This window comes from Oceanotoga sp., from assembly GCF_030445905.1.
Lineage (GTDB): Bacteria > Thermotogota > Thermotogae > Petrotogales > Petrotogaceae > Oceanotoga > Oceanotoga teriensis.
This window is the reverse complement of record NZ_JASUSU010000021.1, coordinates 1-17,042: the sequence shown is the minus strand read 5'-3', so window position 1 is coordinate 17,042 and position 17,042 is coordinate 1. Positions and strand designations below refer to the sequence as shown.

The 17,042-nt window shown below is 26.6% G+C and carries 12 protein-coding genes; 7 read left to right on the top strand and 5 right to left on the bottom strand.

The window, feature by feature from the left end; all coding sequences use genetic code 11:
* Positions 1-32: 32 nt before the first annotated feature.
* A complete protein-coding gene (locus PWP28_RS07600) occupies positions 33-995 on the bottom strand; it encodes a hypothetical protein (protein ID WP_109604596.1) in 963 nt (320 codons plus the stop codon).
* Positions 988-1,896, bottom strand: a complete 909-nt coding sequence (locus tag PWP28_RS07595; RefSeq protein ID WP_158274801.1) for a YafY family protein — start codon at positions 1,894-1,896, stop codon at positions 988-990. The genes PWP28_RS07600 and PWP28_RS07595 overlap by 8 nt, the downstream gene beginning before the upstream one ends.
* 119 nt (positions 1,897-2,015) lie before the next feature.
* Here PWP28_RS07595 and PWP28_RS07590 point away from each other — a divergent pair, with 119 nt between their 5' ends.
* From PWP28_RS07590 to PWP28_RS07565, 6 genes are all read left to right on the top strand, one after another.
* Complete coding sequence (locus PWP28_RS07590; RefSeq protein WP_308644517.1) at positions 2,016-2,492, top strand: GyrI-like domain-containing protein; 477 nt, start codon at positions 2,016-2,018, stop codon at positions 2,490-2,492.
* Positions 2,493-2,692: 200 nt separating this feature from the next.
* A complete protein-coding gene (locus PWP28_RS07585) occupies positions 2,693-3,814 on the top strand; it encodes an ROK family transcriptional regulator (protein ID WP_109604599.1) in 1,122 nt (373 codons plus the stop codon).
* Between the two features lie 23 nt (positions 3,815-3,837).
* On the top strand, positions 3,838-5,052 hold the full coding sequence (locus tag PWP28_RS07580) for an extracellular solute-binding protein (RefSeq protein ID WP_264149314.1): 1,215 nt from the start codon (positions 3,838-3,840) through the stop codon (positions 5,050-5,052).
* 56 nt (positions 5,053-5,108) lie between these two features.
* Positions 5,109-5,984: a carbohydrate ABC transporter permease gene (locus tag PWP28_RS07575; protein ID WP_305081336.1), complete on the top strand. Its 876-nt coding sequence runs from the start codon at positions 5,109-5,111 to the stop codon at positions 5,982-5,984.
* Positions 5,984-7,234: an ABC transporter permease subunit gene (locus PWP28_RS07570; RefSeq protein WP_308644516.1), complete on the top strand. Its 1,251-nt coding sequence runs from the start codon at positions 5,984-5,986 to the stop codon at positions 7,232-7,234. The genes PWP28_RS07575 and PWP28_RS07570 overlap by 1 nt, the downstream gene beginning before the upstream one ends.
* Positions 7,235-7,251: 17 nt before the next feature.
* Complete coding sequence (locus PWP28_RS07565; protein WP_308644515.1) at positions 7,252-8,625, top strand: beta-N-acetylglucosaminidase domain-containing protein; 1,374 nt, start codon at positions 7,252-7,254, stop codon at positions 8,623-8,625.
* Between the two features lie 27 nt (positions 8,626-8,652).
* Here PWP28_RS07565 and PWP28_RS07560 read toward each other — a convergent pair whose 3' ends face one another.
* A complete protein-coding gene (locus tag PWP28_RS07560; RefSeq protein WP_109604603.1) occupies positions 8,653-11,175 on the bottom strand; it encodes an alpha-amylase family glycosyl hydrolase in 2,523 nt (840 codons plus the stop codon).
* A 1,016-nt stretch (positions 11,176-12,191) separates the two neighbouring features.
* Positions 12,192-14,168 carry a methyl-accepting chemotaxis protein gene (locus PWP28_RS07555; RefSeq protein WP_109604604.1) on the bottom strand — a complete coding sequence of 659 codons (1,977 nt, stop codon included), beginning with the start codon at positions 14,166-14,168 and terminating at the stop codon, positions 12,192-12,194.
* Between the two features lie 133 nt (positions 14,169-14,301).
* Here PWP28_RS07555 and PWP28_RS07550 point away from each other — a divergent pair, with 133 nt between their 5' ends.
* Entirely contained in the window at positions 14,302-15,558 is a 1,257-nt protein-coding gene (locus PWP28_RS07550; protein ID WP_305081333.1) for an alkaline phosphatase family protein, read from the top strand.
* A gap of 27 nt (positions 15,559-15,585) precedes the next feature.
* Here PWP28_RS07550 and mgtE read toward each other — a convergent pair whose 3' ends face one another.
* A complete protein-coding gene (mgtE, locus tag PWP28_RS07545; RefSeq protein WP_109604606.1) occupies positions 15,586-16,938 on the bottom strand; it encodes a magnesium transporter in 1,353 nt (450 codons plus the stop codon).
* Positions 16,939-17,042 lie beyond the last annotated feature (104 nt).

The following is a 17,042-nucleotide window of genomic DNA, read 5'->3' as shown; positions in this document are numbered from 1 at the left end:
TATTTTTATTTTACATAAAAATTAATTTTATTTTACATTTTAAGCACATCATCCTTCAAAATCTTAAAACCTTCATTCTCTATATATTTTAATCTTTCAAATTTCTTTATTAAACTATCTTTATTTTCTATAATATAATAATCATTATGACCTAAAAAAGGATATTCCAAAACTAATTCAGAAAAAATTGAAGATACTTCTAAAAATATTTCAATCACTTCTGAACTTATATTCAAAGAAGAACTTTTCTCTCTTAAATAATTTAAATAGTCATAAATAGCTCTTTTAGACTCATTATAAACTGAAAGACAGTACTTGAATCCAAATCTATCAAAATCTCCTTCCTTGATAGAAAACATTAAATTATCATATGCTTTTAAACCTTTAGAATAATACTTTGAAATATGAAATTTCTTATTCCATTCTCTAACTCCGTATGCTAAAGAAGTTCTATAAGCTTTTTCATTGTCTATTTTAATAAAATCTTTTATGAAACAAATATATAAATATGGAACTAAAGAAAAACCAAGATTTTTATATAAAAGAGGATCTGGATCATCATTTGCAACATCTTTTGCAAAAAAAACTTCATCTTCATCATCATAACCATTAATAATTCCAAACTCTAAAATATCTGTTGGTGCCCATATAATAACAGGTGTATCTTTATCTATATAATTTTTTATTAAAGATATACAATCATTTTGTAAATACCTATATGTATTTAAATCATTATTAAAATTTAATTTAAAATCTGAATAAATACCTACTCTATCGAGTTGATGAAAATGTTCACTTCCCCAATCATAAACAGTTACTCCACCAGCATCACATTTAGTTCCAATTACAAAATCAAAAGCTCTTCCAGAAATACCTAAAAGTTCAAAATTAGAGATATCATCAAAACCCTTATATTTCAAAACAGATTTAACCGCGCCCATAAAAGAGTTCCACATATTAATTTTTTCAACATTTTTTAAATATTTTTTATTCATAAAAATCATCCTCCGAATACTCATTCATGAAACCTTTAATCATCTTTAAAAACTTTCTTTTCAACCAATTTGGTTTTAAAATTATAAATCTATTATTCCTCGAGAAAAGATCCATTATAAGTTTTTTTGAACTCTCAAACTGTATATAAAAATTATTTTCTATTTTCTTAAAACATTTAATTCCATTCAAATCATCATCACCAAAATACTTTATGATGGCTGTATAAGGCTTTGTATATTTAAAACTATTTTCATCATCTTTATACTCAGATTCATCAAAAAAACTATAAATAAACCTTTCCTCATCTATAACTTCAAATCCAACAACTCTATCCAATCTAAAAACTCTTATATCATCTCTCAAATGACAAAATCCAACAAAATAATAATTAAATCTATTCTTAAAAATCTTATACGGAGAAATTATCCTTAAATCATTTTCAGAATTATATTTATGATAATTTATTTTTATTTTTTTATTCATTTTAATAGTATCATTTAAAGTATTATAAAAATCTAAAATATCTACAGGAATATCTACAAAAGGCATATCAAAATCTTTAACCTTAGAATCACCGCCAGAAAGTTTAAGAAATAAATCTGCTATATTTTGTGCAGAATCATCATTTATCTTAGAGTATCTTTCAGCCAAAAAAGATAATAATTCTTTATCTTCTTGTCTTATAAAAATACTTGGAAGATCAAAATCTTGAGAATAGACATAACCTTTAACTTTTTTAGAATATTCAATAGGAGCATTCAAAGAATATTTCATATATTCTATATCTCTATAAACTTGTCTTGAAGATATCTCAAATTCTTTAGATATCTTGTTCACAGTGGGGTAATTTTTATTTTTAATCATAGAATCAATCCACTGTATTCTGTGAAAATTACTCATAAAAATCATCTCCAAAAAATATAAATAAATCTAAAAAAATTATATCAGTTTTATACTGACATAATACGTCAGATCAAAAAATGTATAATTAAAATGAAATTATATGGGAGGTGGTTTTTATGATAGAAGTAAAAAAATTTGAAACAAGAAAAGACATAAAAGTTATGGGGTTCAATACAAAAACAGACATGCAAAACGCTTCAAAAGATTGTGGAGACATATGGCATAAATTTGATGAATATTGGGAAAAAGGATATTTCAAAACAAAAAATGAATATTATGGAATAAGTCATGATTATGATGAAAAAACTGGAAAATTCAGTTATATGGCAGCTGTAACCCTAGAAGATGATGAAAAACCTTATGAAGAAATGGAAACCTTAAACATACCCCAAGCATACTATGCAGTTTTTGAACATGTTGGAGATGTAAAAACTATGAGTCAAACTTTCAATAAAATATTTCAAGAATGGTTACCAAATTCAGAATACACTTATGATCCAAAAGGAAAAGATTTTGAACTTTATAATGAGGATTTCAAACCTCATCAAAAAGAAAGTAAAGTATATATATATTTACCTGTAATTAAAAAATAAACCTTGAAGGACAGATTAAAATCTGTCCTTTTTTAATTATATTTAAGGTTTTTTTAAGTATTTATGCAAAAAACTTTTTTTTATATTCATAATCCTTAATATTTTCGAATAATTACCTTAAATCAAACTTTGATAAAAAAATATAAAGTAGTAGAATCTATTTAGTTGCAATATGCACGCAACTAATTGGAGGTCGTGAAATGTTTAATCTAAATGAAACACAACATAATATATTAAGACAAATATGGATGAAAGATTCCTTTACAAGACAAGAAATATCGAAAGAATTAAAAATAAATAGATCCACTGTTTCAAGAAATATTGAAGGTTTTCTCGATGAATCAATAATAATAACTGATGGAGAAATATCAGCAGGACAAAACGGTGGAAGAAAAACTCAAAAATTAACATTAAATAATGATAGATTCTATGTACTTGGAATATCTATAATAAAAAGAAGAATCTTTTCAATATTGATAGATTTAAAGGGAAATATTGTAAAAAAAGGTGAATTGAGAAAAAGTAGTGTTGGACAAAGTTTAATACAAGATCTAAAAGATGAAATAAAATCATATGAAAAATATTTTAATAAACTATTAGGAATAAGTATTTCTTTACCCGGTGTTATAGATTCTAACAGCGGTTTAATAAAGCTTTCTACAAACCTTGAACTGCATAAGGTGAATCTAAAAAAAACTATGGAGGATGAATTTGGAATTTATACTTTTATAGAAAATGATGCCAATTCAGGGGCTGCATCTTATCTATTATATTTAAAACTACAAATTCAAAATCTCTTGTATTTTATGTTCTTTTTTCCAGAAAACATATTAACCCTAAAAGGTATGGGTGCCGGTATAGTAATAAACAAAAAGTTATACAAAGGTAGTTTTTATTCTGCAGGAGAAATTAAATTCAAACAAAATCTTCCAGAATACAAGAATAAATCTATAAGCATAGAAGATATCAAAAACTATGAAACTGTAGAATCGTCATTAAAGGAAGATATAGAACTATTTATATCGAATCTCGCAGATAAAATATCCGAATATTCATTATTTATGAATCCAGATAAAATAGTGCTTGGGGGAGATATACTATTAATTCCAGGAAAAATAAAAAATATATTCATAAATAAATTATACGAAAATATGGAGAAAAATCATGAAGAATCATTCATTCTTTTGGACAACAACAAAGTAGATACTATAGCAATTGGTTCAGCAATATCTTTTATGAATGAATTTATGAATGATTATGATTTTGCAAAAAAAATATTAAAAAAGATGAAAAAAGGTCATCTTAACAAAGTCTCTTTTTAAAAATCTCTGGAGGTGGGAAAAGCATGTTCAAAAAAGTATTTATTATCTTAACAGTAGTTCTTTTAGCTACTTTTGGATTTGCGAAAGAAAAGATAGTGTTCTGGAACTTTATGATGGATGAAGATACAGCAAGTTTGATATTAGACAAATTTGAAGAAAAAAACCCAGATATAGAAGTTGAATTCGTTCAATTATCTTGGGCAAACGGTTTCGATAAAATAGTTACTGCATTTGCAGCTGGTACAGCACCAGATGTACTCGAATTGGGAAACACATGGGTTGCAAATTTTGCAAATGAAGGTGTTTTAACAGATTTATCTATATATAAAAACGTAAGAGATGATATCGTAGGTTGGAATCAAGTTCAATTCAATGGAAAATATTGGGGTTTCCCTTGGTTATTGGGTACAAGAGCTATGTACTATAACATAGACTTATTCATGCAAGCTGGTTTAGATCCAGAAAATCCACCAAAAACATGGAGTGAGGTTCTCGAAGCTGCAAAAAAAATCGATGCATTGGGTTCAGACGTATATGGTATGGGTATGGCAATAGGAGAACCTTATTCACCATGGCAAGAATGGTTCTTACCTGCAGTTTGGGGTAATAATGGTGATATAATGACAAAAAATTTAAAAACAGCTACATTGAATAGCCCAGAAGCAATTGAAGCTGCTCAATTCTATAAAGATTTATCAAAATATGCATTAAAAACAAAGATGAACGATTTACAAGCTGCTTTTGGTCAAGGAAAATTGGGTATGTTGGTAACTGGTGCAAATGTTATTTCAGACACAGCATCATCATATCCTGAAACAAATTTCTATGTTTCTTTTGTTCCAAAACCAGATAAAGGTGGATTCTCTGCATCATTTGCTGGTGGAGAAGTATTAACAGTACCAAAACAATCAAAACATAAAGAAGCAGCATTAAGACTTGTTAAATACTTAGTTGAAGCTGATGTAGCAATGGATATAACAAAAAGAGTTCCTGTAATATTCCCTTCAAACTCAAAAGCTGCTGAAGATCCTTGGTTTGAAGATCATCCATTAGAACAGATCTTCTTAGAACAAAATGCAACAGCTGTTCCAGCATCTCCACATCCTAAGTTTGAAGATATTCAATCACTTGTAAGTACTGCTGTTGAAGAAATAGTATTAGACAATGCAGACATAAAAAAGACTCTTGATAAATATAATAAAAGAATACAAATAATATTAGACGAAACTAAATGGTAAAATTATTTTTATAGGGACGGGAGTCATTCCCGTCTTTATTTTAGGAGGGTATCGATATGCTAAGCAAAACCAAAAAAAGATGGAGCATCTTTCTATTTTTATCCCCCTGGATTATTTCTTTTTTGGTTTTTGAATTATATCCATTAATATTTTCTGTATATATAAGTTTTACAGAATATTCAGGGTTAAATCCACAAAAAATATTTGTTGGTTTTTCAAACTATATAAAAGCATTCAGTGATGAGGTATTTTTAATAGCTTTAAGAAACACTTTTATTTTCGTTATATTAACAATTCCTTTTACAATAGGTATCGCATTAATATTGGCAATATTATTAAATAATAAAAACCTTCCAGGTAGAAACTTCTTTAAAGCGGGTTTCTTTTTGCCATCTGTAATTTCAATGGTAGTTATATCTATGATGTGGCTATACCTATATTCTGCAGATGGCCTTTTTATAAAATTGGGAACTATGATGGGATTTGATCTGCCTGCAAGGAGTTTTCTTGCTTCTCCAGATTCGGCATTGATGTCCATAATGTTTATGGATGTGTGGGCGGCCTTTGGATACTATGTAATATTTATATTTGCAGGACTTCAAAATATACCAGAAGCTCTTTATGAAGCGGCGAGAATAGATGGTGCGAGTTCATGGAAAATAGCTACAAAAGTCACTTTACCTATGATAAAACCAACTCTTTTTTTCGTAATATCAATAAACACTATAAGATCTTTTCAAATATTTTCAGAAATTTATACGATGACTGGTGGAGGACCAAGAAACTCCACACAAACAATAGTTCATTATCTATATGAAGTTTCATTCAAAAAATTTCAGCTCGGTTATGGATCAGCTATATCCTATATATTATTTATAATAATAATGATATTCACAATTATTCAAAAAAGAGCTCTTAGGAGTGATTATTGATGAAAAAAAAGACAAAAATGAGTAAAATAACAAAAGTAAACTTAATAATCCTTTCTATATTATTTATTTTTTCTATGATCCCATTAATAATGACATTTATGACAGCTGTAATCCCTGAAGGAGATCTTTTCAATATAACAAAAGAAAAAACTCTTTTAGATTTTGAATTAAGTAAATTTTTTCTTAAAACTAAGATGAAAACAATAGGAACATTTGACTATGATATATTTGAAGAAAATGATAAAAAATTTATAACGGTTGATATAAAAGAAAAAAATACTGGAATATCTTCTTTTGCAAGAGATTTAGATATAAATTATTTAAGACATTTTGAATTAGAAATAAATCCAAATAAAAAATTGAATAACATACTTATAGGATTAAAAGATATTGACGGGAAATATCAAATAGTGAGTTATAAAATAAACACAAAACCAAATGAATGGCAAAAAGTTAAACTTGAATTAAATCCTGAAGATTTTGGAGAAGTAGATACTAAACATACTGCTGAAATTCAAGTATTATTTGATGAAAAAATAAAAGTATCCATGGATAATGTAATTCTAAAATATAAATTTCCTACATTCATGAACTTTAAAACTGTTTGGGAAGAAAATGATTTCGGACGATATATGTTAAACTCAACAATAATATCTATATCGGTAGTTTTAGGAAATTTAATATTCTGTTCATTGGTTGCATATCCTTTTGCAAGAAAAGATTTTAAAGGAAAAGAAATACTATTCATGATAGTACTCGCAACTTATATGATTCCACCACAAATAAAGGTAATACCAATATTCATACTAATGCAAAAACTAAATTGGATAGATACGTATCAAGCTTTAATAATGCCTACACTTGTAACACCGTTTGGAATCTTTTTGATGAGACAATATTTTGAGCAATTACCGAGAGAATTAGATCAGGCAGCTTATGTAGATGGTGCAAATGATTTTCAAATATTCACAAAAGTTATAATGCCTTTAAGTGGTCCTGCTCTCGCAGTATTGGGGATAAACTCATTCATTGCAAGCTGGAATGATCTATATATGCCTTTGGTATTAACCACTTCAAAAGAAATGAGAACTGTACAAGTAGGTTTGGCAATGTTTCAAAAAATAAATGGTGTAAAATGGCCTTTGATTATGGCAGCATCAGCAATAGTTGGAATTCCTGTTATAATTGCATTCTTATTCTTCCAGAAAAAAATAATAGCAGGAATAACAGATGGAGCATTAAAAGGATAATATAAGAGGTGATAAAATTGTCAGATAGTTTCGAATATAAAGGCGTTGTAGAAGGCTTCTATGGAAAGCCATGGACTTTCAAAGAAAGACAAGACATAATAAAATTTATGGGAAAAACTGGGTATAATATATACATATATGGTCCAAAAGCTGATGAATTACACAGAGATTCATGGCGTGAAAAATATGATGATGAATTTATAAATGAATTCAAAAAACTCGTAGATATTGGTAAAGAATATGATGTCGATGTTTCAATAGCAGTATCTCCAGGATTATCTTTAATTCATTCGAGTGAAGATGATTTAAATGCATTATATGAAAAATATATGCAATTTGTAAACATAGGAGTTAATACAATATCATTATTTCTCGATGATATACCTTGGAAATTACAACATGAAGAAGACATTAAAAATTATGAATGTCTTGCACAAGCTCAAGCAGATTTCACCAATAAAATATATGAAAAATTGCAAAAAAAAGTTGAAAATTTAAAATTCATACTATGTCCAACAGAATATTGGGGAAAACCTCATGTTGAATACCATGAAGTACTTGGAGAAAAATTAAACAGAAAAATTGATTTAATGTGGACAGGTCCTAAAGTATGTTCTGAATACTTAACAGTAGATGATGCCATAAACGTTTCAAAGTCTTTCAAAAGAAAAATACTATACTGGGATAATTATCCAGTAAACGATTCTGTAATGGTTCCAGAAATGCATTTAGATGGATATATAAAAAGAGATAAAAAACTTTATAAATATTCAAAAGGTATAATCATTAATCCTATGAATCAAGCTTATGCATCAATATTCAGTTTAAAAAACATATCATATTATTTAAATAATCCAGAAAAATATGATGAGAAAAAACACTGGTTAAAAACAATAAAATACTTTGCACCAGAAATATGTGAAGAATTCCAACATTTTGCAAAATACAATACAAAAAGTCCTATAAATGATAAAGATCCAGAAATCATAACAAACCTAATATCTGAATTCGAATATTTATACCATAAAGATGTTGAAAAAGCTTCTTTACTTCTAAAAAATGAATCAGAAAAAATTGAAAATAATTATCAAAAAATAAAAAAATACTTAGATAAAAATCTTTTAAAAGATATAGAAAAATGGCTTGAAGAATATAGAACCATATCTCAAATGTTAAACGCATTAGCAACATTGGTATCGAGCTATTATGAAATATTTGAAAATGCCAAAATAGAAAATATGAACAAAGTAAAAAGTAATATAAAAAATTTAGAAGATATAACTTTAAAAATGGTACAAGAAGAAACTTTTATCGGGGGTATTGAGTTAATAAAAACTCCTTTAAAATATTTAAAATATGCAAAGGGGTTCATAAAACTTGTTGAATACTAAAAAGGAGCTGTTAAAAACAGCCCCTTTTTATTTTAAATTTATCAATATATCATCCATTATTCTTGGAGAACCTTTTTCAGCTCCTCCATATGTCCAAATCTCTGGATTTAAATCCACATTCCTTAAAACAGCTTCTATACCATCATAATCCCAAGTTGTTATATAAACGTTCCAATTATCTACATTATCAGTTTCGAATAAAGATAAAGGAATTAAAAAAGTTATTTCATTATTCTGCTTATCTACAACTATATCTGGCGTAGGAGTTATAACTTCTCCCCTATTATCTTCAGAACTATTCAAAGACCTATGAGCTGAACTCATCCATCCAGTTGCATAAATCATATAATCCCAATCTTTATTCTCTGGCATAAATCCATCTTGTTTAGGTAAAACTTTCTGGCCTATTTTATTTGGATCATCAAAATATATCATAAATACTAAATGATCAAAACCATTTGAAGGATTCCAACCATCTGTTATCTCTTTCATACCGATATTAAGTCTCATCATCTTTCCTATTTGATTTATACTAACTTTAGTTATATCATTCTGATTAGAATATGTACTATCTAAAGGATATGAATAATTACCATTAAATCCATTATCATCACCTATTTCATCCGAAATTTCTGCTAGATTCTTAACAGGAATATCAAAATTAACCCTATAAAGCTCAGAGTAACTCGTATAAATAGGAATTCTTCCATAAGCCTTAACTATTATAGTATGATCACCAGGAGTAAAATCATCGAGTTTTATAGAAACCTTAAAACTTTCATTCATCTTTTTGTTCAAATCTACAGATTTATACTCTTTTTCATTTCCATCAACTATTATTTTAACTTGCTTTGCATTATTGGCAATACCTTCAATAATAAAATCATTAGAAAACTCAGTTTTATCCTCTAAATTATTTATAATTACATTCAAATCACTTTTCTTAACCTTTGCAATTTCATCTGTAATCTTATAAACTCCAAAAGATTTATTATTCAATAAAATATTCAAAGGTCTCTCATAAACTATATCTTTATCATTTAAGTTTAAAATATAAACGGGACTTAATTTAGTTCCATCTTCAACATCAAGATCTATACCTAAAGCATACTTTCTATTTTGAGCCGTATTCAAAAGAACTAAATACCTTTCAGATTCATAAGTTAAAGTATAAGCAAGTGCCCCTGGTCCATTCTTTTCAGAATAAAGAATATCTATTTTACCCTTTCTAAATACTTCATTTTCAACTCTTAATTTGTTGAGATCTCTTATCATATTATAAATTGGACTATCTGAATTAAAATTATCCTTATCACCAGATGCAAAACCATCTTTAAACATAGTTGCACGAGTTTCTATAAATAATTGTTCTGTACCATAATATAAAGTAGGAACTCCTGGAATAGTATAAATCAAAGATAAGGCTTGCTTCAAACTACTTATATCAGAAGTTGAATAAAATCTTGCCATATCATGATTATCTATAAATGTAACCATTCTTGAAGGATCATACTGTTTTTGTCTTTCAAGAAGTCTGAATGCCAAAAAATCGGTTGGTTTACCCTCTCTAAAAACTCTTGACATATCTGTATAAAGTGGAAAATCAAGCATAGATTTAAAACCATTATCTATATAATCTTTTATTTTAAGTTCTGCAGAATTATCATATGGATCTGGAGTTAACCAAGCTTCACCATAAGTAAAAAAATCTGATTTTCCAACATCTCTTGCTTTATCATATATATTATCCTCACCATTAAAAAAATCATTCCAATAATCCATAGGAACATAAATAGCCGTATCTATTCTATAACCATCAACACCTAAATCTTCAATCCAAAAATTGTATGCATCCTTCAAAGCTCTTCTAACCAAAGGATTTTCTGTATTTAAATCATCCAACTGAGAAAATTCGGAATCATATACATTAGAAGGATCTATTTCAGAAGGCCAATGGTATACATTCAACTCTCTTTGTTTTAAATCATTATAATCATTCTGATTAAAAGGATATGAGTCTGGACCACTTGGAACAGATTTTTCATTCTTCATATACTTACCATCTTTATAAACGAAAAAATTTCCCGTATGATTTGCCACAATATCTTGTACTATATACATACCTCTTTTATGAACTTCATCAACAAGTTTTCTGTATAAATTTAAATCTCCAAAATGCTCATCAATATCTTTAAAATTTCTTGCCCAGTAACCATGATATCCACCATAATTAACCTCACCATCCCACCATTGATTTGCAATTGGAGGAGTTATCCAAATAGTGTTAAATCCCATACCTTGAATATAATCAAGTCTATCTATAATCCCTTGAATATCTCCACCATTAAACTTATCATTAGTTTTGCCATACTCTATAGCAGAATCTGTTTGTACATCATTTTGATTATCTCCATTCTCAAATCTATCTATCATAATAAAATAAATAGAATTTTTACTCCAATCTGGAGATTCCATAGTTGAAGAAAACGTTATCACAGATAACAAAAAAAGTACTGAAATGATAAGAAAAACCCTAAATCTATTTAACATATATTCACCTCCAGAGTATATTATACCTCAAAAATAAATTAAAAGACAGACTTTATAAAGTCTGTCTCGAGAAGCCCTTCAAATATAAATGTAATTTAAAAAAAGGCCCAGCCTATAAGACTGGGGGGTTGTATGAACAAAAACAATAGGCTATATAATAAACTATAAAACACTTAAAAACATATACATTATATTATATTTTTATTAATCTTATATAAACTAAACTCCATTTAAATTATATTTTTATTTATTTTTTATTAACCTTTCAACAAAAAATATATTCAATCAATTGATTTAATATTAATATTTGATATAAAAAGAAAAATGGAATCCAATTAGGATTCCATTTCAAATGTATATGAATTAGTATAATCTAAAAACATCAATGTAAGAATTTTCATACTTATAATTTTCTCTTGGATCATAATATAAAGAGCTAACTTTTTTCTTCTTAAATATTTTAAACATACTATTCAACCTCCTTATATTCTTCGAATTACTTCTAAGTAAATATCTGATAATTCATTCAATCTGTTAAATCCTTCATAATAAGATTCTGCTTTTCTATTTATATATATATTTTTCTTCATTATTATTACCTCCTGAGAAATATTTTTCATTCATCACTATCATAAACAATAGATATAACCCTACGTCAACATGCAAAGAACTCTTTAAAAGATAAATTAATGTAAAATATCGGTATGACCCTACATTAACATTAAAAATATAATAGAATTAATACATCAAAAACTCTATAAACCTCATCAAATAACATTTATAAAAAAAGTTATTTTTTTCACTTTATCACTTTAAAAATAAAATTCTAAAAATTCAAATATTGCATATAAAATAATAGTTTGTAAATTAAAAATGAACTTGCAAAACCCCTTTCTAATCTCATTTATAAGCAATAAAAAAAATAAAATGAGTGAAAAAATAAAAATCACTCATTTTTATAAAAATTAAATATATTAAATTTAATTAATTTAATGTTATGAAAAATTACGAAACAACTATACTTCGAAAGAAGAAATACTCTTCTTTATACTATCATAAACACTTAAAAGATCTTTAGAAATAGCCTTTACATCATTTACTTCATCTGATTGAATATCAAGTTCAACATTAATATTTTTAATATTTCTTTCTATATTAGTAATCATTTCAGAAGCTCTTTCAATTGCAACATTTATTTCTTCAGTTGAAGCACTTTGACCTTTAGAACTTTCTTTTATATCATCTGTATCATGTTTAATCTCAGAAATTCTTTTAAGAATATCTTTAAATCTAAAGCTTATCTCTTCAATATTAGAATCAACATTGTTTATATACTCAGTTGTCATATTTGTAGAATTAGAAACAGCTTTAGATTTTTCATTCAATTCTTTAAGAATACTTGAAATCTTAAATGTAGAATTAGAACTTTGTTCTGCAAGCTTTCTTATTTCAGATGCAACAACAGCAAATCCTTTTCCAGCTTCTCCAGCTCGAGCTGCTTCAATTGCTGCATTTAATGCAAGTAAATTGGTTTGTTCTGTAATCGCATTTATAGATCCTATAATCTCATTTATACTCTTCATTTTTTCTATAAAATTATCGACATTATTCTTAGTTTCAATAGATTTTTCAGAAGTTTCTTTCATCAATTTTGAAATATCATTCAAACCAATTACACCCTTTTGAGCAGATTCTCTACCTTCAAAAGTAGATTTACTTAATTCATCAGAAAGATGGTATAGAGCCTTTGCTGATGATGATATTTCATGAATACTCAAACTTATTTCTTCAACTACAATCGATACCTCTGAAGAACTACTTTCAATCAAACTATTATCTTTAGAAATTTTTATAGAATTTTGAATACTATTTTTAGAAGTGTTTTCAAGTGTCTGCATAGATTTAAACAAAGAATCTAAAAGATCTTTAAGAGAAATAACTGTACTTCTAAAATTATTTGCCATAATATTAAAATTCTTTCCCATAATCGAAATTTCATCATTTCCCTTAATATCTGTTTTAACATTAAGATTTCCCTTTGAAAATTCCTCCATACTCTTTGATATAGATATTATTGGTTTAGAAACTTTTGAAGAAACAAAAAAAGATATTATAAAAGAAAAAATTACAGTTATTAAAGTTATCATAGACATTATATATATATACCTATCTCTGAGACTAAAAATTAATTCCTTTGGAAAATATAAAGATAAAAACCAACCATTATTCAATATTTTAGAATTGAGAAAATAATCTTTTCCAGATATATTTTCAATAACAAAATTTACCTCTTTATTATAATGCAAATTAATATTATTATCTATAAAATTAACTGTAGAATTTCCCAATAAAAATTTTGTTCCTTCATTTATATCTTTTTCTATTATATTAATTAAATAATCAATTTTAAAATTCAAAAGACTTATTCCAACAAAAGTTCCATCTTCAGAAAAAAATCCTTTAATAAAATCAACAGATTTATCCAGCTCTCTAAACAACCAGACTTCATCATTTTCAGGTTTTAAATTATAAAACCATGAATAATTTATATCATTTAAATCATTTAATTCGATACTGTTCTTTGAAAATTTTTCATCCTTATAATAAATAGAATAAAGTTTTTTATCCCTTAAAAAATCAGGATTAATAATTATAAAACTCTCATTAATTCCTTCAACTTTTTCTATAAAAGACTTATAAAGTTCAAAATTATTTTCAATATGTTTTGCAACTATTATATTAGAAAACTTAGCAAGCTCTAAATCTATCCCTCCCATAAAAGAATTGGTAAAATTACTATTCATTATCTCTTTTGTTTGAATAAAAAGTTCAAGAGAACTCTTAACTCTTTCTATTTCATATAAAGACTTTTCTTTTTGAGTATTTACAAGCATATTACTTACAAAATACGAAGAAATTAAAACTACCGTGATCAAAGAAACAAAAGTAATCAAAATATTCCCCAAACTTATCTTTAATCTTATTTTTTTCATTTTACATCCCTCCACATTTACAAAAAGTAAATATTGTTAATAAAATTATACCATAACATTATATTTTAATTAAAATAAATCAATTAACAAAAAAAGTGTTATAATATATAACTTAATAAAAAGGAGGAAAAATATGATTAATAAAAAAAGCATAGATGCAATAGAAAAAAATAGAGATTCCATTAAGAAGTTTACAAAACCTGATTTTAAAAAATACTGTTTTGCTAATATTCCTGGAACTATATCAAAACTTCTTGGATTAAATTTAAATTATTCTCATCTTCCTGAAGATACAGTTGGAGAATATAAAACCTATAAAAAAGTAGTATTCATGTTTATAGATGCATTTGGATGGTCTTTTTTTGAAAGATACAAAGATCAATATCCAGCTCTAAAAAAATTGATTAACAATGGAATAGTCTCAAAAATAACTTCCCAATTTCCATCAACAACATCTGCCCATGTCACAACTATTCATACTGGAAAAAGTGTTGCTGAATCTGGCGTATATGAATGGTTTTATTATGAACCAGAGGTAGATGATATAATAATGCCGCTCTTAAACTCATATGCAAGAAACACAAAGAGCTTATTAAACGATGGATATGAGAACAATAAACTATACCCAGAAAATAACTTTTATAAAAAATTAAAAGAAAATGGAAAAAATGTATACACTTATCAACCATCGAGAATAATTGGCTCAACTTATAATGACTATATATTAAAAGATGCAGAAAAAATTGGATTTAAAACTTTATCAGAAGGATTAATAAAATTAAAAAATGATATAAAAACAAAAGACGGTCTATTCTTTTATTATTATCCTGAAATAGATTCAATATGTCACTCATATGGTCCTAATTCAGAAGAATTCGATGGTGAAGTTCATAATTTCTTAACTCTATTAAATGATATCTTCATAGAAAAATTAAATTCTGAAGATACGGCAATATTAATAAGTGCTGATCATGGTCAAGCTTATGTTGATATTCAAAAACCTTATTACATAAATATAGAAATACCTGAAATAGAAAATTATATACAAAAAAATAAAAAAGGAAATCTAATAGTCCCCTCTGGATCTTGCAGAGACTTCTTTTTACATATAAAACCTGAATATGAAGATTTCGTATTAAATCTCTTAAAAGAAAAGTTAAAAAATATTGCCGATGTAAGAAAAACAAAAGATATGATAAATGAAGGATATTTTGGATACAATATATCTGAAAAATTTGAAAAAAAAGTTGGAAATTTGGTAATATTGGCTTATGAAGACAATTCAGTTTGGTGGTATGAAAAAGGTACATTTGAAGTATTTTTAAAAGGAATGCATGGTGGTTTATTCAGTGAAGAAATGGAAATTCCATTCATATTTTACAATAAATAAAAGCTATCTTTAAAGATAGCTTTTATATTATATATTCAAAATCAACTTTGCAAAACCAAAATAAACGAGCAAAGCAGTAGTATCAACAATAGTTGTTATGAGTGGAGCAGCCATTATAGCTGGATCAAGTTTAAGTTTTTGAGCAAACATAGGTAAAATAGCTCCAATTATCTTAGAAATTACAACAGTCAAAAACAAAGTAATACCAACTAAAAAAGCAATCCTTATATCTACACCTGAAATAAAATAAATTCTCAAAAAATTCAAAAAAGATAAAGCAGATGCCACTATGAGGCTCACTTTAAACTCTTTAAAAATAACTTTAAATATATCTTGAAATTTTATCTCATCAAGAGCCAATCCTCTTATGATTAAAGTTGATGCCTGAGATCCAGAGTTTCCTCCAGTATCCATTAACATTGGTATAAATGAAGCTAAAATTGCAACTGACTCTAAAACTTCCTTAGATCTTCCTATCACAAGTTCTGTAAGAGATGCTGAAACCATAAGAATTATCAACCATGTTATTCTTTTTCTCGCGAGTGTAAAAGTTTTAGTATTCAAATAATCATCATTCAAGGGCTCAATAGCTGCCATCTTTTCAAAATCTTCTGTATTTTCCTCTTCTATTACATCTATTATATCATCAACAGTGATAACTCCAGTCATCAAACCCTCATTATCAACCACTGGAATAGTATTCAAATCATACTTTCTAAACTTTCTTGCAATATCCTCCTGATCATCAAGTGTTTTACAACTTATGATATCAGTTTCCGTCATTATATTTTTTACAAACTCTTTCTCATCTGCAATCAAAAGATTTCTAAGAGAAATTATTCCAACAAGTTTTCTATAAGAATTTAAAACATATGCAGTATAAATAGTTTCAACATCTTTAGCAACTTTTTTTATATGTTCAATACTATGTTCTACTGTCATACCTTCTTTTAAAGATACATATTCTAAAGTCATTATACTACCGGCTGAAAAATCAGGATAATTTAAAAATTTATTTATCATATTTCTTCTATTTTCATCTGTATTCTTAATAACTTTTTTAACAACTGCTGCTGGCATTTCTTCTATCAAATCAACCATATCATCAAAATGCGATTCTTTCAATAAATATTGTGTTTCCTCATCGGTTATCTTTTCAATAATTTTTTGTTGATAATCTTTATCAAGATAATAAAAAACATCAACTGCAATATCTTTCGATAAAAGTCTGAAAACTATCAAAGCTTCAACTGTTGGAAGCTCTTCTATTAAATCACTGATATGAACTATATTCATATCCTTCAAAATAGCTTTTAAATCAGAAAAATTTTTTTCTGATATGAAATTCATAATCTTCACAATATCATCTGTTTTAAACATAATTTTACCTCCCTCTATAAAATACGCTTAAGTGAATATTTCATGATAATTCATAGAAATTAAAAAAAACAAAAAAATATAAAAGATAATAAATAATGAAAGAA

Bases quoted from the DNA above. Each gene is read 5' to 3' on its own strand.
- PWP28_RS07590 (WP_308644517.1), top strand. From the start codon at position 2,016: ATGATAGAAGTAAAAAAATTTGAAACAAGAAAAGACATAAAAGTTATG.
- PWP28_RS07575 (WP_305081336.1), top strand. From the start codon at position 5,109: ATGCTAAGCAAAACCAAAAAAAGATGGAGCATCTTTCTATTTTTATCC.
- PWP28_RS07595 (WP_158274801.1), bottom strand. From the start codon at position 1,896: ATGAGTAATTTTCACAGAATACAGTGGATTGATTCTATGATTAAAAAT.
- PWP28_RS07580 (WP_264149314.1), top strand. From the start codon at position 3,838: ATGTTCAAAAAAGTATTTATTATCTTAACAGTAGTTCTTTTAGCTACT.
- PWP28_RS07555 (WP_109604604.1), bottom strand. From the start codon at position 14,168: ATGAAAAAAATAAGATTAAAGATAAGTTTGGGGAATATTTTGATTACT.
- PWP28_RS07550 (WP_305081333.1), top strand. From the start codon at position 14,302: ATGATTAATAAAAAAAGCATAGATGCAATAGAAAAAAATAGAGATTCC.
- PWP28_RS07585 (WP_109604599.1), top strand. From the start codon at position 2,693: ATGTTTAATCTAAATGAAACACAACATAATATATTAAGACAAATATGG.
- PWP28_RS07570 (WP_308644516.1), top strand. From the start codon at position 5,984: ATGAAAAAAAAGACAAAAATGAGTAAAATAACAAAAGTAAACTTAATA.
- PWP28_RS07560 (WP_109604603.1), bottom strand. From the start codon at position 11,175: ATGTTAAATAGATTTAGGGTTTTTCTTATCATTTCAGTACTTTTTTTG.
- PWP28_RS07600 (WP_109604596.1), bottom strand. From the start codon at position 995: ATGAATAAAAAATATTTAAAAAATGTTGAAAAAATTAATATGTGGAAC.
- mgtE (WP_109604606.1), bottom strand. From the start codon at position 16,938: ATGTTTAAAACAGATGATATTGTGAAGATTATGAATTTCATATCAGAA.